Here is a 21,751-nt window from a genome sequence, read left to right on the forward strand (position 1 = left end):
CTGAGAGCTCTCGTCGCAGACGCGGAACGTGGCATCGAAGTTAGCGTCGCTGATCTACAGCGCGCGATGAGGGCTGACCGCCTAACCAGTGTGAGTGGCCTTGTCAGGGAGGTCGTGGAAATGAAGTCGCCGTGGCTCGCCTCGCTAATCGCCTCCGTCGCGGCAGCTGGCGCGACGGCGAAGGATCTAAACAGCATACCGCTCTCGGCCCTGGTCGCTGGCGTGGCCGTTGGTGCATCCGTCGCAATCGGTACAGGTCTTATCTCGGTGATGAAGCAGGGCGAGAAGCTGGTTCAGGGTGCTCCTTACGGTTACTTGCAATTAGCGCGAGACGCTGGAATCTTGCCCGGGAATGGTCGCGAGCCTATCCAAGTCGTTGAAACCTGACGGCGGAGTTTCAGGTCACTACCGAGCTTCCAGCCTCACCGCGGCCTTCTATGAGGCCGCCGTTGTCAAGTCTCTCGATCGCTGAGCAGTAAAAGACCAGGGGCAGTTTACAGTGTATCCGCGCCGTTCAGCCTACTTTGCGCCGCCACATTGCGAGCCGCTTCCCCTCAGGTGCCGGGGCCCGGGTGCCCCTCGGTCCACCTTCTATCCGTGTCGGCTCCCGGCCCCGCACCCCTGACCCTTGCGTCGTTCGGCGGCGTGCCTGACCATCGAATCTGCCCAATGAGAATTGCCTGTTTCGGCGTAGCTGCTGCGGTGCTGCTCTCGTGTGCAGGTTGCGGGTTTCTCCCGCCCCGGCCTCGAGATCAAGCCGCTGTGGCGTGTGTCCCCGCACCCGGTGCTGCTCGGCCGGGCACACCCACGCTGATCCGGCTTGCCGGGGGGAGCACAGTGTCCCTCGAGAATGACGTTACAGAAGGTGACGCTTATGTTTGCCACAAAGACTTGGGTCCGGTTCGGCAGCTGGGTTATCACCTCGTTGAGCGTACCTACTACGAGGGACGCGACTATCTGCTCATCAACTCCTCGACCGGGCACAGAACCGCGCTTCCGGACATGCCTGTGATCTCCCCGGGAGGAAGGCGCATCCTGGTTGCGTCGATGGATTACGAGGCAGGTTACCAACCTAACCTCCTCCAGGTGTGGCGCGTGACCCGTGATAGCCTTGTGCGGGAGTGGGAACTCGAGACCGGCGAATACGGTCCTGCGTGGCTGGGGTGCGTCTGACCCTGTATGGACCAGCGATGCCGCAGTAGAGCTGACGAAGAATGAGCCTGAAGACGGACACGCCAGCACGTTTCGCCGCTCGCGCGTGCGCCTCGTACAAGAGACTGGCGGAACCTGGGTGATCTGGCCTTCGCCGTAGCGCCGAACGAACGGATGGGGACCCCTACCCGCCGCCGAACAGACGGTTGCAGCGGACGCCGGACGAAGCATTCCGAGCGATTCTGATGGCGGCGCGGCCCGGCGCCCCGCACCCTCGTCGTCGCCACCCAGCACCGCCCCCTCGACCCCATCGACGTCTCCCAGCGCCGCACCGCGCGCCTTCCCGCGCAGACGACGCTGTTCTGAACCGCGGGAGTGCGAGCGCTCGCCTGATAACGCGCAGTATACGCGCATTATCTGGCGACGCCCGGCGTACACCTGGAAATGGGCCGCTTCCTGAGGGCGGAGCGGCTTGCACCGCAAGCGTTTAGGACAACTAGCAGATCAGGGGTACCGGTGTTATCTGGAATCCGGCGATTCCGGATAACAACGGGTACGCTCATGCTTAAACTCATCGAACGGGCGGAGGATGGCGCATGCATGGCTTGCGTGCATGTCCGGAATTCTGTCTACTTAGAGAGTAGTTCGGCGGCTTACCTTCTGCTCGAAAATGCGCTTGCTGCCCCTGAGCGGCCTTACGCTCCTTGTCTCGGCCTGCGGATCCGCTGCTGAACCGGCGAGTGGGCGTGTAGACGCCACTGCTGCTCGTTCCGCTGCGTGTGCAATCCCGCTTTCAGCTCCGTCGGGATGGCCGAACGACACGATTTCGGCCGCCTCACGGTGCGAAATGCTGCTGCTAGCGCGACGTGAGCTCGCCCGTATGCCTGTGGCCGAGCCACATATCGCACCGGAAGACACCGCGCGGATCGAGAGCGGCCACGTCTACGACTTGGACATGGAGGATCCTGAGAGTGGTCTGGTCACGCGCCAACGCCACATCGAGGTGGAAATCCAAGGTCGGCCGCGCCTGTTCGCCGTCACCGTTGATCGGGGGACAGGCGCTGTCCACTCCGGTATCGTTCATCGCGGCGGGTTCTGATCAGTCACCCGCCGCCGAACTAGCGGCTGCACGCGACGTGCGGTCTGGCACCTGACTCACTCACGTTCTCTGCGCACGCACGCGCGTGAGCCTTGAACGTTCGGCGGCTACTCTCTTGATGACGGCGTATGCGCACGCTCTGGATGTTGGTCGATGGAGCGAAGCCCTTGCTACTACTACTGCCGCTCGCTGCTCCGTTCGCTGCAGCTTGGCTGGTTCGACGACTTGGACGTGCACGCACGTCACTTCCTGCTGGACTGACGGTGCTCGTAACCATCACTCCAGTCTCTTTGTGGCTCGCAACCTGTGCACCTCCACCCGGTCGCGGAATCGATGCGGAGAATGGCTACAAGCGGGCAGCCCCAATCATCAGTGCGCTGGAGCGATATCGCCGTAGCGAGGGGAAGTACCCCTCGTCCCTAAACGCCCTGGTTCCGCACTACCTTCCTCGGGTGCCACGGGCGGCGGAACAGGCTCCTGAGGATGGGCCCTTCGGGTACCAGGCGGATTCAAGTACCTACACGCTGACCTTCCGCTACTACGGACCCGGTAGCAACACCTGCTCGTTCCAGCCTTCACAGCGTGACTGGGACTGCGGCGGAGTGTTCTGACCCCCAGCCCCGAACCAGTCGTTGCAGCTGATAGCCAGCCGGAGTGACGGTGCGGGGGAGGTTCGCGTTCAGCTGGCTGCAGCTGAACTTGGCGTTCGGCAGCTCACCGTGACGATGATCCGGCCCGAAGATGAGCAGATTCCCGCGTTCGTCGCTACTTCGATTCGCCAGGATCGCGGCATTGCTGGTCGTGCCGCCGGTCGTCTCCTGGGTCGCGCTGGTCGCAGCGTGGCACCACGGGGGTGGGGAAGCCGCTTGCATCACGGGCCTCGATCTAGACACACCCGGTCTGGTCTGCTCCGCTGAGATACTCGGATTCCTGAGTGCACTGCTCGTCAGCGGAGCCCATGTGCTCGTCGTGTTCCCGGCGTCGCTGTGGGTCGGCCACCGCATCCACGCGGTTCCAGAGCGACGAGCGACAACGCGTCGAGTCTGGGGCGCGGTATCCTGCCTTGTAGTTGTGGTGTGGGCGACCCTGCTTGTCGTGAGTCTGCCGGGTGTTGGGCCGCGGGTGCCTGAGGCACTGGGTGCGTTGCTCCTGTACGCAGGTGAGTTCATCCCTCGCCACAGATGCTGTTCTCTCCTGCGGGCTCCTACTCATGTTCAACCATGCGTTCCGGGCTTCCGCCCCGGGACCAGGCGCTGCAGGCGACGTGCGGCCGGGCATCGCTCCAGGGTAGATCACCAGTGGCCGCACGCGCCTGAGCTTGGCCGTTCGGTGGCCTGCGGGGCGAAGGGGCGGTCCATTCCGCGCGTGCCGGGCTGAGCATTGGTGGGGCGATCATCCCCGAACCCGAGGTATCGATGCCCGTGAAGCCCGAGATCGCGGAGCGCTACGGGGCGCTCGACGCGAACCCCGCCGACCTCACCTGGGAGGCCATCGACGCGTGGGCGTCCGAGCTCGAAAGGGAGTACGGCGACACGAGTCTCGAGTATGCACACGCTCTCGCGCTGGTACGCGCGCCTGTCGCGCTGGAAGGTGGTCGAGCTGGAGCGCGGCCGCGCAGCCATCGACAGAGCGCTCGCGATCGTCGGCCAGACCTGCGGCCGGAGAACTAGGTGTGGTGGCGCGTCCTGCAAGCGCGGCTCTGCCACCTGCTCAACGACGGCGGTGCGGCCATCGCCAGCGCCAGGGAAATGCTTGCCTGGGTTCTGCGCGGGAGCTACACCGCGGCGGACCAGTCATTCTACCGAGCCCAGGTCGTCGCGATCGAGGGATGGACGGCCCCAGCGCTGCGCACCCTCGAACAGCTGCGACCGCTGTGGGTGCCGATGGGTGAGGCCAACCGCCTGAGCACCTGTAAGATCCTGAATCATCTCGCCATCCACCGTTCCGACCTCTCCGACGCCGAGAGGGCTGCCTTCGCGTCCGTCGACGGGTCGGAGACCGCGCTGGATACCGCCCGTCCGCCATGTCCTCTCCCTTGAGCTCGTTCCACCGCCGGCGAGCCAACCGTTGCAGCCGACGCCGCCGGGAGACGGATCCCATGCCCCTGAACCCCGCCGAAAATCGCTATGCCTCGGAGATATCGATGACGGTTCGCCACCTCGTGCTGACTTTGTGGGGAGTTGCCGCGCTGGCCGCTTCCAGGCCATCGCTCGCGCAAGGTGCCGGGGCGGAGGGGCAGGAGGCGCTGAGGACTCGAATGCGGGACTTCCGGCGCGCCGTCGTGGAGGATTCATCGGTGCGCCGGATCGCGGAATTCTTCCCGCGGCGTGCGGACTGGAGCTGGGTCCAGTTCGCCACGGACGCGCCCTCCGGCCGGCCCGTCCGCGAGATCTGGCGCTTTCCCGCGACCGAGACGCTCGCCGCGATCGGGCCGGAGGGACCGGTGTGTGACGCGTTCGTGGAGGGGAACTCGCCCGAGGCTTATCGCCTGGTCAGCAGTCTCGCCCGGGCGCTCGCTGCGTACCCGCACTGGACGCAGCGCGGACGGCGGTTCGCGCTACGGAGTGGAACCCGGCACCACAGCTGGCGGGAGCGGATCGACAACCCCGGACCACCCAGAGGACCGTGGTGGTACGTTGAATGGGTGCGAGAGGACGACCGCTGGGTCATCGCGGAGTTCGGTGAGGAGGGAGCGTACCAGGAGCCGCAAACGTCCGCCGGGCCGATTTTAAACCCGGTCACCGCTCACCCTCGCCCGGAGCGTGGGCTCGAAGGCGTCCGCTATGCCGGCCAGGCACCGTGGTACACCGGCGACGCACCGATCGTGAGTGCGGGGCGACGCTATCACAAGTACGGTCTGCCGAGAGCGCTCTCCGATTCCGAGCTCGAACGGGTCGGCTTCCGCGGCGAGGTTCCCGCCTATCGCGAGGCGGGAACGCAAGGCACTCCTGAAGTCCTTTACGTTCTGGTGTCCCGCGATGGCATGTACCAGCCGTACCAGGGGTACGGCGACAGCTGCCGTCATTGAGACCGCCTGGCGTTCGACTCGCGTCGCGGCACGCTCCACGATACGCGGTGGTACACAGCTCGCTGGTACGAAGCCAGTATTCAGAACGTCGGTGCTGCAACGGAAGTAACCGGCGCAACGGAAGAGGAAGCCGTCCTGAAGGCGTATGATGCGTTCGACCCGCGTCAACCAACGTCGGCTGCAGGGGATGCGGGACCGTCCATGATTTCGGCCTGACGACAGTCTTGCGCGCCGGCCCCGCACCCCTGACCCTTGTGTCGTCGGGCGACTTCCAAATCCTATAAGCTACATGGCTTGATGGCTCACTTTGCCCGTTTCCGTTACAGCGTGCTTGCGCTTTTGTGCGGCTGTGCTGGCGCGTCCTCGAACAGTGATGCCGTTCATAGTTTCGTAGTTGAGCCTGACGCGTACTGCCGGGGCGCACCCGCGGCCTTGACCGACTCCGCAGCCGTCCGGCTCTCTACCCTGATCCGCGCTCAGGCGAGCGTAGCCGAAAAGGCTCGAGGTGTCCGCGCAGCCTTGCCGGATGCAGACACGTTCGAGGAACTGGAGGCGAGCGCTTGCCTCCTCCAAATTCGGTACATGTCGTACCACCCAGCGTACATCAGCAGGGACCAATTTCACGCATTCGTCGACAGCGTCGCGCCCGCGGTGTTGGCTGAAGGTGCTACCCCCGATGACCGCGATTTCCAGAAGCGCGTCCCTCGGCCGGTCAGCCCCGAAGATGGGGCGACGTTCGACGTCTTCCCACGCCGGACCTCGGTGTCCTGGGAGCCGGTGCCCGGCGCGATGCACTACTTGCTCGACGTGGAAGTCATGACCACGATCGAAGAATCACGCCAGGGGCGCACCGTCAGTTCGTGGCGCGGATGGGTACCCGTGGCCGGAGCCCATCTTCGGCAACGGTTCATGGAGCCAAGCGGTACATTTGATTTCATCGGGGCCAGCCCAGGGCGCTGGCGGGTACGCGCGATCAACGCGCGCGGGATTGCGAGCCGAGCGTCGGAGTGGCGGGGCTTCGAGTATCGCATGTGAGTCGCGGCCCGGCAGTGCTGCCCGACAGGTGGTTGCAGCGGGCGGGCCGCGCCAGCTCCCGTAACCTGCTGGATCTTCCACACTTACGGCCCGACGCTGAACCGTGGCGTTCGGCGGCTCACTTCTGCAAGCGATGTACAGCGCACGCACACGGCTCACGGCGTCGATAATCGCGTTTGTGTTGGGCGTCCTGCTGATCCGAGCTGGCTCTACCGGTGGCTGGCTCTTGTTCGCCGTGCCCCCGCTACTCTATTGGGGCAAGCAACGCTCTGGGCCGATGGTGCTCGCGTTCCATGCGTACTCCGCCGGAGATCTCACGCGGATGCGGCAGTTGCTGGCCGAGGTGAGGGCTCCAGATCGCCTCCGAGCCCAGGACCGCGCATACTTTGAGTTCTTGACGGGGGTAGATGCGCAAGATCGCCACGACTACTTCCGGGCGATCGAGCACTTTCGCGCAGCGCTACGCGGGCCACTGCGGACTGCGAACATGGTGGGCATCGCACATCTTCACCTGGCCGAGGTTTCCTCGGCCGCGGGTGACCCGGTAGCTGCACAGGAGTCATTAGCCGCTGCTCGTGAGAAAGTCCATCGCCAGCCGACCATCGCGCTTCTCCGGCAAGTAGAGGCTCGCATCGCGGCCGCCAAAAACCCGGAGCAGCAGGCTGCTTGCGGCCGGGAACCGTTTCCAGAGTAGACCACCAGCGGCCCTGCCGCCGAACCAGGGCTTTGCGGCGGACACCAGGCCCCGGGCTCTTGATTCTTGTGTCGTCAGGCCTCTGCCCTAAACCGATCGATGCGCAAGCAATATCACCTGCGTCCCTCTCCTCACGGTCTTCTCGCATGGGACGTCGATCGGCTGATCGAGCTGACCGCCGATTCTCCGCGGGTGGAGGTGCCGCTCGAAGCGATTCGTGAGCTCGACGAGCCCTTCTGGTTCGGAGGCGGGAGTGAAGAAGCCACCTGTCGGGCCGTCGCGGACCATGCCCGGCTGATTGCGGAGGCTGATCTCGCGTATCCGATCATCCTGGGTGCGGACGGTCGCGTGATGGATGGGATGCATCGCGTCGCGAAGGCTTACCTGGAGGGCAGGAGTAGTATCTCGGCCGTGCAGCTTGCCTCGGATCCGGAGCCCGACTTCGTTGGCGTGGATGCGGCAGAGCTTCCCTACGACGACAGCCGGTAACGGTTCTCATACGATGCTCAGCGTCATAGCCCGGCTCGTCGCCGACGCGGTGCTGGTGGGAGTGCTCCTGTTCTCGGCGGCCGGGACGCTCGCGTGGGGGCGTGGCTGGGTGCTGCTGGCGGTGCTGCTGGTCGTCAGGACTGCGGGCGCCGGCGCGGTTTACCGCGTGAACCCCGCCCTGCTTCGTGACCGTGCGAAGCTTCCGATCCACGCCGATCAGTCCTGGACCGATCGGCTGCTGCTGTTCGCGGTGCTGTCGACGGGGTTGCTGGGAGTGCCCGTGGTTGCCGCACTCGATGCGTTCCGCTGGCATGCGCTGCCCCGCCCCGCGCCGCTGCTCGGGTATCTAGGCATCGCCCTGTTCGCGGTGGGATGGAGCCTCAAGAGCCTGGCACTCCACGCGAACGCCTTCGCCACGGCCGCCGTGCGCCTGCAGCGCGAGCGTGCGCACGCCGTCGTGGATTCAGGGGTCTACCGGGTCGTCCGGCATCCGTTCTACGCCGCCGATCCGCTGATCATGGTCGGCGCCGGCTTGTGGCTGGGATCGTTCGTCGCCGTGTTGTTCGCGGTCGTTCCAATGGCGTTCCTGGTCGTCCGGCTCCACTCGGAGGAGCGCTTCCTGCGACGTGAATTGCCGGGATACCACGAGTACACGCTACGTGTGCGGCATCGACTGATCCCTGGCGTCTGGTAGGCAGGCGCGTCGGCGGTCAGGGTGATAAGCTGAGAGCCGGATACCGATCCCTAAGATCTCTCCAACGATGACGCGACGAATCCGTCTGATTTGCCTTGCGGGGTCCGTGCTGCTCGCGAGCGCGTGCGGGAAAGAAGCCCCGCCTCCCCAGTACCGGGTCGTAACCCTCCCTTCGGGAAAGCAGGTGAAAACGCTGGGTGTGGGGCAGATCAACTTTCCCCAATCCGGTCCGGCGCTGATGCTGCGGTACATCAGCGACGTGCCCATGAGCGATACGCTCGCGCTGGCGCGTGAGGCCGACGAAATCTGGACGGGGTTCCGCATCGATGTGGAGAACGCGCGGTTGAACGGCGCCATCCTGAGCGCGAACTCTCCTCCTTCTGGCGGGCTCGTCTCTCGCGGCCAGGGCTACAACTTCGTGTTTCAGCGCGGCCCCGACGGACGCTGGAGCAGAGCCGGGCAGGAGTGAGATCGCCCGAGCCACCGTTCCGCTGGAGCGCATGATCCGCAGCTTCATCTACGACCTCCTGATCCTCCGGCTCACCTCGCGGTGGTACGCCGAGGTGCTGGCGCGCGTGCCCGAGGGCGCCGCGCTGCTCGATGTGGGCATTGGCACGGCCGGCGCGCTGCTAGCCAACGCAGATGCGGTGATGCGGAAGCGCCTGCGCATCGTCGGCATCGACGTGGATGCGGACTACGTGGACCGCGCGCGGCGCAGGCTGGGAGACTCCTCGCTGGCCGGAGTTGCGGAGGTGCGCCTGGAATCCGTCTACGATCATCGGGGCGGGCCGTACGATGCCGTGTATTTCTCCGGCAGCTTCATGCTCCTGGCTGAGCCCGAGCAGGCGTTGCGGCATTGCTGCACGCTGTTGAAGGCGGGTGGTTCGATCTTCTTCACGCAGACGATCCAGAAACAGCCGGCGCGCTGGATGGAGGTCCTCAAGCCCATGCTGAAGAGGGTCACCAGCATCGACTTCGGCCGGGTGACCTACGAGGACGACTTCAGGGCGCAGCTCGATGCCGCGGGGCTGCGTCTCGAGGAATTTACCACGCTGTCGCGCCACGGCAGCCGGATCACGTGCATCGCCCTGGCGAGGCCGGTCCGCTCGACGAGATAGACACCTGGATTCTTGTCCCCAACTCTCTACGCTGCGCTTCCGATGTCTCTTTTCTACTCGCGGCTCGCTGCGACGTGCGGGCTCCTCGCCATGCTTTCGAGCGGGTGCGCGCAGGCGCAGACGCTCGAACCGAAGGATCTGGAACTGGCGCGACAGGCCGGATTCGCGGACTCGACCGTGAAGGTGCTGTTCCGCCACGGTTCAGACCTCCGCCGCCTCCAGGATGTGAGCGGAAGGCCCGTGGCTGGAGTGACCGCCGCGGTGCCGGAGAGCCGTGTGAAGGAGGCCGTGCGGACGTTGCAGACCGCCCTCGGTGGAGCGCACGTGGTCTTCAGGTCCGAGCAGAACTTCGGACACGGTTCTGACCGGGTAGCGGTGCTCCGAAGCTCCGACCGCTACGATGCGCTCCGTACGATGGGAACGAACGGCACGAACTACGACATCCACACGGACAGCATCATCACCCGCCTCCGCCAATGGGACCGCCGCTACGGCCTGACCCTCGTGGGCGCGGGGTTCGACTGGGTGGAGGTGGAGCTGCGACGGGTGCCCGCGGACTGGATGGGCCTGGCGCGTGAGGTCTTCAAGTTCTGTCCCGACGTCGTGGAGCAGGGCACCCTCACCGTGGCGGCACTCGCCGCCGAGATGAGGCGCTCCCGCACCATCTATCTGTGGTGGGATTAGAGCCGACGTCTCGGCGTAGGCGCCGGTGAGGCACCCCTCGCGCTCGTAACGGCTGAAAACAGGCGCGGCAAGTCAGCCCTCCAACCAAATCCCATCTTCACCAATCTACTTTGTACGGACGTACCACCTGGCCTCCGGTGAGGTGGTGATCGGACCGGCTTGCCACTGGACGTGGATTTTTACACATACTGTTGCTTTTTACACACCGCGCGTGTACACTGGCTTCATGGCACAGAACCGACCCGCGCTGACCAAGCGCGAAAAAGAGATCCTGGACATCGTCTACGCCCGCGGCCACGCGACCGCGGCGGAGGTGCGCGCGGCGATGGCCGATCCGCCCACCGACGCGGGCGTGCGCACCGTGCTGCGCGTGCTGGTGAACAAGGGCCACCTGCGCATCCAGCAGGATGGTCCGCGCTACGACTACTTTCCCGTAGTCGCCCGCGAGACCGCCCGCCGCTCCGAGGTGCAGCACCTGTTGCGCACCTTCTTCGGCGGGTCGCTCGAGTCCGCGCTGGCCACGCTGCTGGACGTGGGCCGCGGGAAGCTGGACGACGAGGAGCGGGAGCGACTGAAGCGCCTCATCGACGACGCCGCGCAGGAGGGACGCTGAGATGACCGGCCTGACTCCGATGGTCCTCCTGCTCCTGAAGGCGAGCGCCCTGCTGCTTGCCGCGCTTGCCGCGGGACTCCTGCTCCGGCGGAGAGCTGCGGCGGACCGGCATCGGCTCTGGAGCGCGACGTTCGCGGGGCTCCTCGCGCTCCCCCTGCTGGCGTTCGCGCTCCCCGGCTTGCGCATCCCGCTCCCCGCACCGCGTCCGCGCCCGGCCGTCGCCGCGGAGCGCCCCGCGCCGATGGCCGCGCCCGCCGAGGCACCCCGCGCCGCCTCGGTCGAACGGCGCGGTCCTTCGACGCCATCCGCCCTCCAACCCATCGACGAGCCTGTCGCGACGAGGGCGCTTCCATCTCTTCGCAGCGTGGCGCTGGTCGTCTGGCTGGCGGGCGTGCTCGCCGCCCTGGCCGCACTGCTCACGGCGCTGCTCCGGGCGCATCGGGTAGCCTGGGGCGCGGAGGCGATGGACGACGCGGCGTGGCGCGAGTCGACGTCCGATATCGCGGGGCGGCTGGGGATGCGGCGCACGGTGCGGGTCCTCGCCTCGCCCGCGGTGCAGACGCCGATGGCGGGCGGTTTTCTGCGCCCCACGGTGTTCGTCCCGCCCACCGCGCGGGAGTGGCCGGATGAGCTGCGCGCGATGGTGCTGGCGCACGAGATCGCGCACCTGGCCGGGCGCGATCCGCTTCGCAAGGTGCTCGGGCGCGCGGCGCTCACGCTGTACTGGTTCCATCCCCTGGCCTGGATCGCGGCCAGGCAGGCGGCCGCCGCCTGCGAGCAGGCGTGCGACGAGACCGTGCTCGCGCTGGGGGTGCGCCCCTCCGCCTACGCCGGCGCGCTCCTCCACTTCGCCGACGCCGCACCGGCCGTGCTGGCGGGCGCGGCGCTCCCCATCGTCCGACGCTCATCCCTGGAGGCTCGACTCATGGCCATTCTCAACGCACCAACGCGTCCCGCCGCACGGCGCGGGCTAGTGCTCCCGACAGTGGCGGCCGCCGCGGTCACCGTGTGCATCGCGGCTGCCCAACCCTCCGCGACGCCACGCACCCCTGCAGCCGCGCCCCTGCGCACCGTGCCCGCCCGGAACGTCGCGGCACATCCGGTGGCGCCCGTACGCGCCGTGACGACCGACCCGACGCCCTCCGCTCCCATCGTCACTCGCCAGGAGTCGTGCTGGTCCAGGGGAATGGACGGTACGTTCAGCGGCACGGTGTCGATGAGTGACGACAACGGGGTGTCGACCATCTACGAGCGGTCCGGACGCGCGGGGAGCGAGGTGATCGTGCAGCGCTCCTTCGGCGACCTGCGCATCTGCGCGCGGGCGGAGGGGCTGCGGGACGACGATGCGCTCCCGAGCACTTGGGCGAACCGCGCGGGCCGCGTGGTGCTGGAGACGGACCAGCGGGGCGACGTGCGGCAGATGAACATCGTGGGCGGCCAGGCGACGTACGCGGTCAACGGTGCCCAGCGCGGCGTGGATGCGTCGGCGCAGGCATGGCAGAGCCGGTTGCTGGCGCTCCTGGACGCCACCTGGGAGCTGAGCCAGCTCCGCGGCCAGGAGAGCAGCCTGCGCGGGCAGATCTCCTCCATCCACGGGCAGCGGAGCAGCCTGCAGGGGGAGATCTCCTCGCTGCACGGCGAGGTGAGCAGCATGCGCGGCCGCATCGCTTCGCTGCGTGGTGAGGAGAGCAGCCTGAGCGGCAGGATCTCCTCCATCCGGGGACACTTGAGCTCACTGCAGGGGCAGATCTCGTCGGAGCAGGGCGCCATCTCCAGCCTCACCGCGGGTCGCGACCAGAGCGGGGCGGACAGCGAGCGGATCAGCCGGCGCGTCGCCCAGCACCGGGAGGCGATCCGTGAGCTGGAGGAGGAGATCCGCCGTTACGACGTGGACAGCCGGGTCCGCGCCGTCGAGAGGGAGATGGCGTCGCTGGACGTGGACCGGCAGGTGGAGGCCATCGAGCGCCAGATCGCCCAGTTCAACCTGGACTCGCGCGTCGCCGACGTGAACCGGCGCATCGCCGCGCTGCGGGTGGACGAGAGCGTCGCCGCCATTGAGCGGCAGATCACCGCGCTGGACTCCCCCCGGCGCATCCGGGCACTGGAGGCCCGGGTGGCGGAGGCGCTGGAGCGGCTGCGCGCGGAGCTGCGGTGAAGGGCGAAGGTGGGACCGGCGGTTGAAACCGCTGCAACAACCGCGGGAAACCTGCCTTCGCAGGTTCCGGAGGGTCGAGGCCGGCGCCGGGTGCTAGGAACGGTGCGGCGGCGGGTCGCCGGGGGATAAATCCCCCGGCTGGAACTACGGGAAGACGGCTGAAGCCGGCTCGTGCACACCGGCATCAGACCCGAGTCCGCGGAGGCGGACTTTGTGCTGTTGTTGCCGCGAGTTCACTCGCCCGGCAGGGGTTGAGGCCAATCCCAAGCAAAAAAGGGCGGACCCTCGCGGGTCCGCCCTTTTGCGTGTCACCATCCACAGCTTACGCCGCCTGCTCCTCGCGGTTCTTGCAGTCCAGGCAGTAGCGGGCGTGGGGGAGCGCTTCGAGGCGCTCGAAAGGGATCGGCTTCTTGCACGAGTGGCAGATGCCGAACTCCGCGGGGTTGTTGATCAGGCGGCGAAGCGCCTCCTCCACGCGGTACAGGTAGCGCCCCTCCTTGCTGGCGAAGAGGAACGACTTCTCCCGCTCCATCGCGTCGGTTCCCTGGTCCGCCATGTGGAACGAATAGCTGGACAGGTCCGCGTCCGCCGAATCGCGCGTCCGCGACGACTGTTCCTGAAACCGACCAAGAGACCTCAGCGTCTTCTGCCGCTCGCGCATCAGAAGCCGCTCGATCTGCTCGAGCTGTGTCCGATCCATGCCGCTCTCACTGCTGATGGTTGGGGAACTGGGCTGGACGCATGTGGCGGGAGGGGAGCGGAGACAACGTTCCTGGCCGCACCGCACTGGAGGTCCGAAACTCTGAAAAATAACCAAACCCGCGGTTTCAGTACACCCCCGGCCGTTTATCCCCTCAACCCCTCGATCCATCGCACCACGTCGTTGCCGTTGGCCCACAGCATCAGCGCCACCACGATCAGCAGGCCGACCTGCGAAAGGCGGATGCGCGTCTCCACCGAGAGGGGGCGGCCGCGCACCGCCTCGATGCCCAGGAACATCAGGTGGCCGCCGTCCAGCACCGGGATCGGCAGGAGGTTGAGGACGGCGAGGTTGATCGAGAAGAAGGCCAGGAAGGCCAGGAAGACGTCCAGCCCCATCCGCGCCGTCTGGCCGGACGCCTGGCCGATGGTCAGCAGCCCGCCCATGTTGCGCGCGGAGGTGCGGCCCGTGATCAGGTCGCGCAGCGCGTCCAGGATCGACACGGTGCCGTCCCAGGTGTCCGTGAACCCCGTCTTCACCGCCTCGACCACGCCAACCGAGCGGCGCTCGGTGGGCACCTCGGGCGGCCGCGCGCCGATGCGGCCGATGGTGATGGACTTGCCATTCTCATCGTCCTCGCGCTCGGCGGCGGGAGTGACCGTCATGCGCACGCGCTGTCCGCCGCGCTCGACCTCCACGGGGAGCGGGAGCCCGGGGCTGGCGCGCACCACGCGTACGAAGTCGTTCCACCCCTGCACGGCGCGGCCGTTGACGGCCACGACGCGGTCGCCGGCCTTCATCCCCGCGCGCGCGGCGGCCTGGCCGGCCACGACCTCGGGGATGACGGCGGGGATCAGCGGCTCGATGGCGCGCGCCACCTCCATGCGCTGCGTCCGTCCCTCCGGCACCACCAGCGTCACCGTGCGGCCGCCCTCCAGCAGCACCGGGAGCGGACCGGGCGCCGCATCCACGATCCCCCTGCGGATGCCACCCCACGAGCTGACCGGCTTTCCGCCTACCGACACGACGCGTGCACCGAAGGGGATCTTGGCCGCCTCTGCAGCGGGGCCCACCGCCGTCGCCGGCTCGGGGGTCGCAACCTTTGTGATGCGGATGACGCGCTCGCCGTACGCCGCGGCCAGCGCGCCGTAGACGAGGATCGCGAAGAGGAAGTTGACGATCACCCCGGCCGAGATCACCAGCGTGCGCGCCCAGAGCGGCTTGGAGTCGAAGGTGCGCTCGGGGTCCACCGGCACCCCCTCGTCGCCCCCCTCCAGCAGCGACTGCGCCTCGTCGTCCTCCATCCCCGCCATCTTGACGTAGCCGCCCAGCGGGATGGCGGAGATCACGTACTCCGTCTCGCCGCGCGTGAAGCCGATCACGCGCGGCCCGAAGCCGATGGAGAAGCGGGGGACCTGGATTCCGACCCACTTGGCGGCGAAGAAGTGCCCCGCCTCGTGGATGGTCACCAGCACCCCGATCACGACCAGGAAAGCAGCGATGTTCAGCAGCAAGGCACGTAGTTCCGCACAAAGGTTTCCGTCGTCCGGCGGGCCCAGGCGTCCGCCTGGAGCACCGCCCCCAGCGAATCGGCGGGGCCGCCGCGCCACTGCGCCAGCGTCTCACCCACCGCTTCCGCGATCCCGGGGAAGCCGAGGGCGCCGCCCAGGAAGTGCGCCACCGCCACCTCGTTTGCCGCGTTGAAGACGGCCGGCGCGGTGCCGCCCTCCCGTCCCGCCGCCGCGCCCAGCGCGAAGGCGGGGAAGCGCTCCTCGTCGAGCGCCTCGAAGGTCAGCGCGCCGGCGGCCACGGGGTCGAAGCGCCGGCATTCGTACACCAGACGCTCCGGAAAGCTCAACGCGTACAGAACGGGGAGCTCCATGGTGGGGAACCCCATCTGCGCCAGCACCGACCCATCCACCATCTCCACCATCGAGTGGATGATGGACTGCGGGTGCACCACCGCCTCGATGCGCTCGTACGGCACGCCGAAAAGGAAGTGCGCCTCGATCACCTCCAGCGCCTTGTTGGCGAGGGTGGCGGAGTCGATGGTGACCTTGGATCCCATGTCCCACGTGGGATGCCGCAGCGCATCGGCGGGCGTGGCGGCGGCGAGCATCTCGGCCGTCCAGCAGCGAAAGGGGCCGCCGGACGCGGTCAGCACCAGCCGCCGCACCGCCTCGGGCGGGCTTCCGGCGAGGCACTGGAGGATGGCGCTGTGCTCGCTGTCCACGGGGAGCAGCTCTCCCCCGCCCTCGCGCGCGGCCTCCAGCACCAGCGGCCCGGCGCACACCAGCGACTCCTTGTTGGCGAGGGCGACCCGCTTCCCGGCCCGCAGCGCCGCGAGCGTCGGCTCCAGCCCGGCCGCGCCGACCAGCGCGTTGAGCACCACGTCGGCGTCGGGGTGGGTGGCGGCCTCCAGCAGCGCCTCGCGCCCGGTGCGCCAGCGGGTGCCGCCGCACGCGCCCGAAGGCACCGCGCCCTCCGCCACGACGGCCAGATCGGGCCGGTACCGGTCCGCCAGCGCACCCAGCGCCTCGCCGCGCGTACCGGCGGTGAGCGCCACCGCGCGGAAACGGTCCGGGTGCTGGTCCAGCACGGCCAGCGCGCTCCGGCCGATCGATCCGGTTGCGCCGAGGATGGAAACGCCCTTCAAACGGAAGTCCTGGAGAACGGAAGTGGCGAGTAGTGCCAAGTGCCAAGTGCCGAGTGCCTGGTGCCAAACGTGTTCGCCGGCGTCGGCGCGTCATCAGGCACGGGCAGCCACGCGGGGCTGCCCCTACCAGGTTTCTGCGCGCGGTGGCACGAACCCGTCCGCCCGAGTCCGCGCAGGCGGACTTTGCGCGGTTCCAGCCGCGAATTTATTCGCCCCTGGAACAAGGTACGGCGCATCCCGGGGCACGGGCAGACACGTAGGTCTGCCCCTACAAGGTTTCGGTGCGACCAGCGATGCGGCGGAGCGGCGGCGGACACGGGCGTGATGAATCACGCCCCTACCACAATCCCGCCGACGCGAGTCCGCGCAGGCGGACTTTGCGCGGTTCCAGCCGCGAATTCATTCGCCCCTGGATGTCCCCGCGGCGCCACTCACACCCCCACGACGTACCGAAAGAACGCGTAGCCGATCGGGAGCGTGAAGAAGAGCGAGTCGAAGCGGTCCAGCGCGCCGCCGTGGCCGGGGAGGAGCTTGCCCGAGTCCTTGACCCCCACGTCGCGCTTGAACAGCGACTCCGCCAGGTCACCCGTCTGCGACGAGACCGAGATCAGCACGCCGAACGCGGCGGCCTCCACGATCCCCATCCGGTACGAGGGGAAGCGGGCGAGCAGGAATGCATACCCCACGGCGGAGATAAGGGTGCCGAACAGCGCGCAGACGGCGCCCTCCACCGTCTTTCCGGGGCTCACCTTGGGGATCAGCTTGTGCTTCCCCCACGTGCGCCCGCCGAAATAGGCGAAGCTGTCGTTGATCCAGGTGAGCACCACCGGCGCCAGCAGGATCACCATGCCGTGCAGCGGCGACTCAACGCCTGGCAGGTGGCGCAGGAAGAGCGCGAAGAGGAGGAGCGCCGTGTACGCCGCGCCGAACACCGTGACCGACACCGCGAGGAGCGGCTCGCCGGCCACGCCGCGCGCCCAGATGGCGGCCGTGCACGCCACGATCGCGGTGGCCGCCACGATGCCAAAGAGGAGCGGGTTGTCCAGCCCGCGCTCGGGCCACAGCGCCGCCGCCGCCACCAGCGCGACGGCCCCCGCCGCGCCCAGTGCGGGGAGCGCGCGGGGGCCCTTCAGCGCGGCCATGCGGAACAGCTCCAGCGCGGAAAGGGCGGCGGATGCGGCCAGGAGCGCGGCCAGCACCCAGCCTCCCAGGTACATCGCCCCCACCGCCACGGGAATCAGCACCGCGGCGACGAGGGTGCGGGTCAGCGTCTCGTTGCGCGCCACGGCGTCAGCTCGCCAGCACGCGCCCGAAGCGGCGCTCCCGGCGCTGGAAGTCGCGGATCGCGCCGAAGAGATGCTCGCGCGTGAAGTCGGGCCAAAGCACGGGGGTCACGTGGATCTCGGTGTATGCGAGCTGCCAGAGCATGAAGTTGGAGATCCTCATCTCGCCGGAGGTGCGGATCAGGAGGTCGGGGTCGGGGTCGCTGGCGGTGTACAGCTGCTGGGCGAAGAGGCCTTCGTCGATCTCGCCGGGGACGAGCGTGCCGTCCAGGACGCGCTCGGCCAGGCGGCGCGCGGCGTTCACGATCTCGGTGCGCGAGCCGTACGAGATGGCCAGGTTCAGCCGCAGCCGCCGCCCGCCGGCCGTGTGGTCCACCAGCGAATCCATGGCGCGGCGGGTGCGGGGCGACAGGCGGTCCACCTCGCCGATCATGTGCACCTCCACGCCCTTGCCGCGCAGGTCCTCGCGTTCGCGGCGCACGTACAGCTCCAGAAGCGCCATCAGCGCGGAGACCTCGGCCGGGGGGCGGCCCCAGTTCTCCTGCGAGAAGGCGTACAGCGTCAGCACCTCCACCCCGGCATCGGCGGCGGCCTCCACCACCTCGCGCACGGCGCGCATTCCGGCGCGGTGCCCAAAGGTGCGCGGGCGGCTCCGCTGCTTCGCCCACCTGCCGTTGCCATCCATGATGATGGCCACGTGCCGGGGGATCTCTCCGCCGGTGCGGATCTGCTGGAGGAGGTCGCTGCTGGACATGCGGGGGAAGATGGACCCCGGAGAGAGGTTTGTCAAAAAAAGTGCGTGAGTCCGTGAGTGCGTGAGTGCGTGAGTGCGTGAGTGCGTGAGTGCGTGGAATGCACCCCCCGACCGAGCCCACCCCATTTTGTCATCCTGAGCGACGCGCGGCTCCGTCCTCGCCCCGTCTCCAATCTCTGGCGCGGAGCGAAGGATCTACTGCGCGTATCGAGAGGACTGCGATTCACCCACAGGCCTCCTGTCTCGCCGGCTAGATCCTTCGGTCGCCGCAGAAGCGCGGGAGCACCGGGGAGGTCGGGGTGGCGGCTCCCTCAGGATGACAAGAAGGGCGACCCGCCGTGTCACAGCGCACTCACGCACTCACGCACTCACGCACTAAAAAAGCGGGGGCGGGCACGCATGCCCGCCCCCGCTCACAAAACCTCTCGCCACACCACCCTCACACCTCCATCACCTCGGCTTCCTTGTGCTTCAGGATCTCCTCGACCTTGCCGATGTACTGGTCGGTGAGCTTCTGCACCTTGTCCTGCTCGCGGCGGACGTCGTCCTCGGAGAGGCCTTCCTTCTTCTGGCCGGCCTTGACCTCGTCGTTGGCGTCCTTGCGGGCCTGGCGCACCGCGATGCGGGCCTCCTCCGCGATCTTGTGGAGGTGCTTCACGAACTCGCGGCGGCGCTCCTCCGTCAGCGCCGGGATGGGGATGCGGATGATGCTCCCGTCGTTGGACGGGTTCAGCCCCAGGTCGCTCTCGCGCAGCCCGCGGTCGATCTCCTTCAGCAGGCTCTTGTCCCAGGGCGTGATGGTGAGGAGGCGCGGCTCGGGCGCCGCAACCGTTCCCACCTGGTTCAGCGGCACCTTGCTCCCGTACGCCTCCACGCGGATCGAGTCCAGCAGCGCCGGCGACGCCTTGCCGGTGCGCACGCTGGCGAACTCGCGGCGCAGCGCTTCCAGCGCGCTCTCCATCCGCTGGCGGGCCTTGTCCAGACTGGGCATTGGCTTCTGACTCGCGGCTCAGGTGGGTGTGGGTTCCGGCTCGCTGTCCAGCGCCGGCGCCTTCGAGTGGACCAGGGTCCCGATCCTCTCGCCGTTGATGGCGTCGGCCACCGCGCGGCGCTTGTCCAGGTTCAGCACCAGGATGGGGATGTCGTTCTCCTTGCACAGCGAGAGCCCCGCCGCGTCCATCACCCCCAGCTCGCGCGAGAGCGCGTCCAGGTAGGTGATCTCCGGGATGAAGACGGCGTTGGCGTTCTTCTTGGGGTCGGACGAGTAGATGCCGTCCACCTTGGTCGCCTTGATGATGACGTCCGCCTCCATCTCGATGCCGCGCAGCACCGCCGCGGTGTCGGTGGAGAAGTACGGGTTTCCCGTGCCGCCGGCAAAGATCACGACGCGCCCCTTCTCCAGGTGCCGCATGGCGCGGCGGCGCACGTAGGGCTCGGCGAGCTGCTCCAGGCGGATCGCCGTCAGCACGCGCGTGTGCACGCCCTTGCGCTCCAGGATGTCCTGCATCGCCAGGGCGTTGATGATGGTGGCCAGCATCCCCATGTAGTCCGCGTTGACGCGGTCCATGCCTTCGGCGCTGGCCGCCGTCCCGCGCACGATGTTCCCCCCGCCGATCACCAGGCCGAGGGCCACGCCCATGTCGTGGACGTGCTTGATCTCCTCCGTGATGCGATCCACCACCGGGGGGGAGATCCCGAACCTCTGATCTCCGGCGAGGGCCTCGCCGGAGATCTTGAGGAGGACCCGGCGATACTTCAGACCATCCACCCCCACGCCGGGGGCGACCGATCCCAGCTCGCCGGCGGCGCTCACTGCTCGCCCAGCTGGTAGCGGGTGAAGCGGCGCACCTCGATCTTCTCGCCGGTGATCCCCGAGACGCGGGTGATCATCTCCCCCACCGTCTCGTCCGGGTTCTTGACGAAGGGCTGCTCCAGGAGCACGCTCTCCGCGTAGAACTTCTCCACCTTGCCGTCCACGATCTTGTCCCAGATGTGCTCGGGCTTCCCGCTCTCGCGCATCTGCTCGCGATACACGTTGCGCTCGCGCTCCAGCACCTCGGGCGAGATCTGGTCGCGCGACACGGAGGTGGGCGCCGCCGCGGCGATGTGCATGGCGATGTCGCGCACCAGCGCCTGGAACTGGTCGTTGCGGGCCACGAAGTCCGTCTCGCAGCCGACCTCGACCATCACGCCGATCTTGCCGCCCATGTGGATGTAGGCGCCCACCGCGCCCTCGGTGGCCTCGCGCTCGGCGCGCTTGGCGGCCTTGGCCGCGCCGCGCGTGCGCAGCAGGTCGATCGCCTTCTCCTGGTCGCCGCCGGCCTCGGTGAGGGCGGTCTTGCACTCCATCATCCCCGCGCCGGTACGGTCGCGGAGCGCCTTTACGTCCTGCGCAGTGAAGCTCATAGCCGTTTCGGTATCCTGGTAAGTCCGTTGAGTCCATTGCCGCGCCCCCGGCGCGGCTGCAAAAATCGGGGCCACGAGCGCTTTGCGCCAGTGGCCCCGAGAAACTACCCGGCCGTCGGCGCGTGTTACTCCGCGTCGCCGCCCTCGGCCCCGCCCTCGGCGCCCATGCCGGCACCCGGGCCGCCCGTAGCGCGGCGCTTGCGGCGCGGCCGGCGCTTCTGGCCGTCGCGGTCGCCACGGTCCGCCGGAGCACCGGCGCCCGTCTCGGTGGAGTACGACGTCACCTCGGCCTCGTCGGCGCGGCGGCGCGCCTCGTCCGGCATCGACATGCGCGCCTCGTGCGCCGCGTCGGCCATGGCGGCCGAGATCACGGTGACCGAGCGGATGGCGTCGTCGTTGCCGGCGATCGGCACCGTGAGCACGTCCGGGTCCGCGTTGGTGTCGGCGATGGCCAGCACCGGGATCCCCAGCTTGTTGGCCTCCTGAACCGCGATGCGCTCCTTCTTGGAGTCGACCACGAAGAGCGCCCCCGGCAGGCGGGCCATGTCCTTGACGCCGCTCAGGTACTTCTCCAGCCGCTCGCGCTCGCGGTCCAGCATCAGGCGCTCCTTCTTCGTGTAGAAGTCGAAGGCGCCCTCCTCCTGCCCGCGTTCCAGCTCGCGAAGGCGGCGGATCTGCTTCTTGATCGTGGCGAAGTTGGTGAGCATGCCGCCCAGCCAGCGCTCGGTCACGTAGAACGAGTTGGAGCGCTCGGCCTCGCTCTGGATCACCTGGCGAAGCTGCTTCTTGGTGCAGACGAAGAGGATGCGCTCGCCGCGCGACACGATGCTGCGCACCAGCTCCTGCGCGAGCTCGATCTGCCGGAGCGTCTTCTTCAGGTCGATGATGTAGATCCCGTTGCGCTCCGCGAAGATGAACTTGCGCATCTTCGGGTTCCAACGGCTCGTCTGGTGCCCGAAGTGGACGCCGGCTTCGAGGAGGTCCTGAATGGAGGGCTGTGCCATGCTGCCGTTTGCCTGTCGAATCTGGTTGTCCCCGCGGCGCCCCTCGGCGCCCGGGCTTCCACCGCCGTCATCCGCCGCCCCGACCGGCCTTTCACGGCGCGGCACCCGGGGCAAGCGTCGGGCGGTGTGCAGGATGTGCCGGCGTTCAGGAAGCGGCGCGGTGCCGGCGCGGGCCCGTGAGCCCGGC

23 protein-coding genes are annotated in these 21,751 nt (G+C 68.0%); 14 read left to right on the top strand and 9 right to left on the bottom strand.

The features are described from left to right. The 14 genes from VF647_13580 to VF647_13645 form a co-directional block, all read left to right on the top strand. Positions 1-387: hypothetical protein (locus tag VF647_13580; GenBank protein ID HEX8453128.1), on the top strand; the 387-nt coding region annotated here is incomplete at its 5' end. A 1,612-nt stretch (positions 388-1,999) separates the two neighbouring features. Then, entirely contained in the window at positions 2,000-2,251 is a 252-nt protein-coding gene (locus VF647_13585) for a hypothetical protein (GenBank protein HEX8453129.1), read from the top strand. Between the two features lie 1,415 nt (positions 2,252-3,666). Further along, on the top strand, positions 3,667-3,921 hold the full coding sequence (locus VF647_13590) for a hypothetical protein (GenBank protein ID HEX8453130.1): 255 nt from the start codon (positions 3,667-3,669) through the stop codon (positions 3,919-3,921). After that, positions 3,922-4,290, top strand: a complete 369-nt coding sequence (locus VF647_13595) for a hypothetical protein (protein HEX8453131.1) — start codon at positions 3,922-3,924, stop codon at positions 4,288-4,290. It abuts the gene before it with no gap. Between the two features lie 59 nt (positions 4,291-4,349). After that, positions 4,350-5,279: a hypothetical protein gene (locus VF647_13600; GenBank protein ID HEX8453132.1), complete on the top strand. Its 930-nt coding sequence runs from the start codon at positions 4,350-4,352 to the stop codon at positions 5,277-5,279. A 432-nt stretch (positions 5,280-5,711) separates the two neighbouring features. Then, a complete protein-coding gene (locus tag VF647_13605) occupies positions 5,712-6,314 on the top strand; it encodes a hypothetical protein (protein HEX8453133.1) in 603 nt (200 codons plus the stop codon). A gap of 103 nt (positions 6,315-6,417) precedes the next feature. Further along, on the top strand, positions 6,418-7,008 hold the full coding sequence (locus VF647_13610; GenBank protein HEX8453134.1) for a hypothetical protein: 591 nt from the start codon (positions 6,418-6,420) through the stop codon (positions 7,006-7,008). A gap of 99 nt (positions 7,009-7,107) precedes the next feature. Further along, entirely contained in the window at positions 7,108-7,497 is a 390-nt protein-coding gene (locus VF647_13615) for a hypothetical protein (GenBank protein ID HEX8453135.1), read from the top strand. Positions 7,498-7,510: 13 nt separating this feature from the next. Next, complete coding sequence (locus VF647_13620) at positions 7,511-8,191, top strand: isoprenylcysteine carboxylmethyltransferase family protein (protein HEX8453136.1); 681 nt, start codon at positions 7,511-7,513, stop codon at positions 8,189-8,191. A 184-nt stretch (positions 8,192-8,375) separates the two neighbouring features. Continuing rightward, positions 8,376-8,660: a hypothetical protein gene (locus VF647_13625; protein HEX8453137.1), complete on the top strand. Its 285-nt coding sequence runs from the start codon at positions 8,376-8,378 to the stop codon at positions 8,658-8,660. Positions 8,661-8,691: 31 nt separating this feature from the next. After that, the gene (locus VF647_13630; GenBank protein ID HEX8453138.1) at positions 8,692-9,309 is read left to right on the top strand and encodes a class I SAM-dependent methyltransferase; all 618 of its coding nucleotides are present in this window, start codon (positions 8,692-8,694) and stop codon (positions 9,307-9,309) included. Positions 9,310-9,351: 42 nt separating this feature from the next. Then, entirely contained in the window at positions 9,352-9,993 is a 642-nt protein-coding gene (locus VF647_13635; GenBank protein HEX8453139.1) for a DUF4253 domain-containing protein, read from the top strand. A 226-nt stretch (positions 9,994-10,219) separates the two neighbouring features. Then, a complete protein-coding gene (locus VF647_13640) occupies positions 10,220-10,606 on the top strand; it encodes a BlaI/MecI/CopY family transcriptional regulator (protein ID HEX8453140.1) in 387 nt (128 codons plus the stop codon). A gap of 1 nt (position 10,607) precedes the next feature. Continuing rightward, a complete protein-coding gene (locus VF647_13645; GenBank protein ID HEX8453141.1) occupies positions 10,608-12,761 on the top strand; it encodes a M56 family metallopeptidase in 2,154 nt (717 codons plus the stop codon). Between the two features lie 322 nt (positions 12,762-13,083). On the opposite strand, the gene VF647_13650 is transcribed toward VF647_13645, so the two are convergent. From VF647_13650 to rpsB, 9 genes are all read right to left on the bottom strand, one after another. Further along, a complete protein-coding gene (locus tag VF647_13650; protein ID HEX8453142.1) occupies positions 13,084-13,461 on the bottom strand; it encodes a TraR/DksA C4-type zinc finger protein in 378 nt (125 codons plus the stop codon). A 146-nt stretch (positions 13,462-13,607) separates the two neighbouring features. Next, positions 13,608-14,975 (bottom strand): RIP metalloprotease RseP, encoded by a 1,368-nt coding sequence (rseP, locus tag VF647_13655; protein HEX8453143.1) that lies wholly within the window; start codon positions 14,973-14,975, stop codon positions 13,608-13,610. Then, complete coding sequence (gene dxr / locus VF647_13660) at positions 14,966-16,117, bottom strand: 1-deoxy-D-xylulose-5-phosphate reductoisomerase (protein HEX8453144.1); 1,152 nt, start codon at positions 16,115-16,117, stop codon at positions 14,966-14,968. Before dxr ends, rseP begins: the two co-directional genes overlap by 10 nt. 431 nt (positions 16,118-16,548) lie before the next feature. Continuing rightward, a complete protein-coding gene (locus tag VF647_13665; protein ID HEX8453145.1) occupies positions 16,549-17,403 on the bottom strand; it encodes a phosphatidate cytidylyltransferase in 855 nt (284 codons plus the stop codon). Between the two features lie 4 nt (positions 17,404-17,407). Next, on the bottom strand, positions 17,408-18,154 hold the full coding sequence (locus tag VF647_13670) for an isoprenyl transferase (protein ID HEX8453146.1): 747 nt from the start codon (positions 18,152-18,154) through the stop codon (positions 17,408-17,410). Between the two features lie 439 nt (positions 18,155-18,593). After that, positions 18,594-19,145, bottom strand: coding sequence for a ribosome recycling factor (frr, locus tag VF647_13675; GenBank protein ID HEX8453147.1), 552 nt, complete (start codon positions 19,143-19,145; stop codon positions 18,594-18,596). Between the two features lie 18 nt (positions 19,146-19,163). Next, the gene (pyrH, locus tag VF647_13680; protein ID HEX8453148.1) at positions 19,164-19,967 is read right to left on the bottom strand and encodes a UMP kinase; all 804 of its coding nucleotides are present in this window, start codon (positions 19,965-19,967) and stop codon (positions 19,164-19,166) included. Next, complete coding sequence (gene tsf / locus VF647_13685; protein ID HEX8453149.1) at positions 19,964-20,560, bottom strand: translation elongation factor Ts; 597 nt, start codon at positions 20,558-20,560, stop codon at positions 19,964-19,966. Before tsf ends, pyrH begins: the two co-directional genes overlap by 4 nt. Before the next feature lie 125 nt (positions 20,561-20,685). After that, positions 20,686-21,564, bottom strand: a complete 879-nt coding sequence (gene rpsB / locus VF647_13690) for a 30S ribosomal protein S2 (protein ID HEX8453150.1) — start codon at positions 21,562-21,564, stop codon at positions 20,686-20,688. Positions 21,565-21,751: the final 187 nt, after the last annotated feature.

It is taken from the genome of Longimicrobium sp., from assembly GCA_036387335.1.
Lineage (GTDB): Bacteria > Gemmatimonadota > Gemmatimonadetes > Longimicrobiales > Longimicrobiaceae > Longimicrobium.

Excerpts from the sequence above, each read along its gene's own strand:
- VF647_13585 (HEX8453129.1), top strand. The coding sequence starts at position 2,000 with ATGCTGCTGCTAGCGCGACGTGAGCTCGCCCGTATGCCTGTGGCCGAG.
- VF647_13590 (HEX8453130.1), top strand. The coding sequence starts at position 3,667 with ATGCCCGTGAAGCCCGAGATCGCGGAGCGCTACGGGGCGCTCGACGCG.
- VF647_13600 (HEX8453132.1), top strand. The coding sequence starts at position 4,350 with ATGCCCCTGAACCCCGCCGAAAATCGCTATGCCTCGGAGATATCGATG.
- VF647_13615 (HEX8453135.1), top strand. The coding sequence starts at position 7,108 with ATGCGCAAGCAATATCACCTGCGTCCCTCTCCTCACGGTCTTCTCGCA.
- VF647_13620 (HEX8453136.1), top strand. The coding sequence starts at position 7,511 with ATGCTCAGCGTCATAGCCCGGCTCGTCGCCGACGCGGTGCTGGTGGGA.
- VF647_13630 (HEX8453138.1), top strand. The coding sequence starts at position 8,692 with ATGATCCGCAGCTTCATCTACGACCTCCTGATCCTCCGGCTCACCTCG.
- VF647_13635 (HEX8453139.1), top strand. The coding sequence starts at position 9,352 with ATGTCTCTTTTCTACTCGCGGCTCGCTGCGACGTGCGGGCTCCTCGCC.
- VF647_13640 (HEX8453140.1), top strand. The coding sequence starts at position 10,220 with ATGGCACAGAACCGACCCGCGCTGACCAAGCGCGAAAAAGAGATCCTG.
- VF647_13645 (HEX8453141.1), top strand. The coding sequence starts at position 10,608 with ATGACCGGCCTGACTCCGATGGTCCTCCTGCTCCTGAAGGCGAGCGCC.
- VF647_13650 (HEX8453142.1), bottom strand. The coding sequence starts at position 13,461 with ATGGATCGGACACAGCTCGAGCAGATCGAGCGGCTTCTGATGCGCGAG.
- VF647_13670 (HEX8453146.1), bottom strand. The coding sequence starts at position 18,154 with ATGTCCAGCAGCGACCTCCTCCAGCAGATCCGCACCGGCGGAGAGATC.
- frr (HEX8453147.1), bottom strand. The coding sequence starts at position 19,145 with ATGCCCAGTCTGGACAAGGCCCGCCAGCGGATGGAGAGCGCGCTGGAA.
- tsf (HEX8453149.1), bottom strand. The coding sequence starts at position 20,560 with ATGAGCTTCACTGCGCAGGACGTAAAGGCGCTCCGCGACCGTACCGGC.
- rpsB (HEX8453150.1), bottom strand. The coding sequence starts at position 21,564 with ATGGCACAGCCCTCCATTCAGGACCTCCTCGAAGCCGGCGTCCACTTC.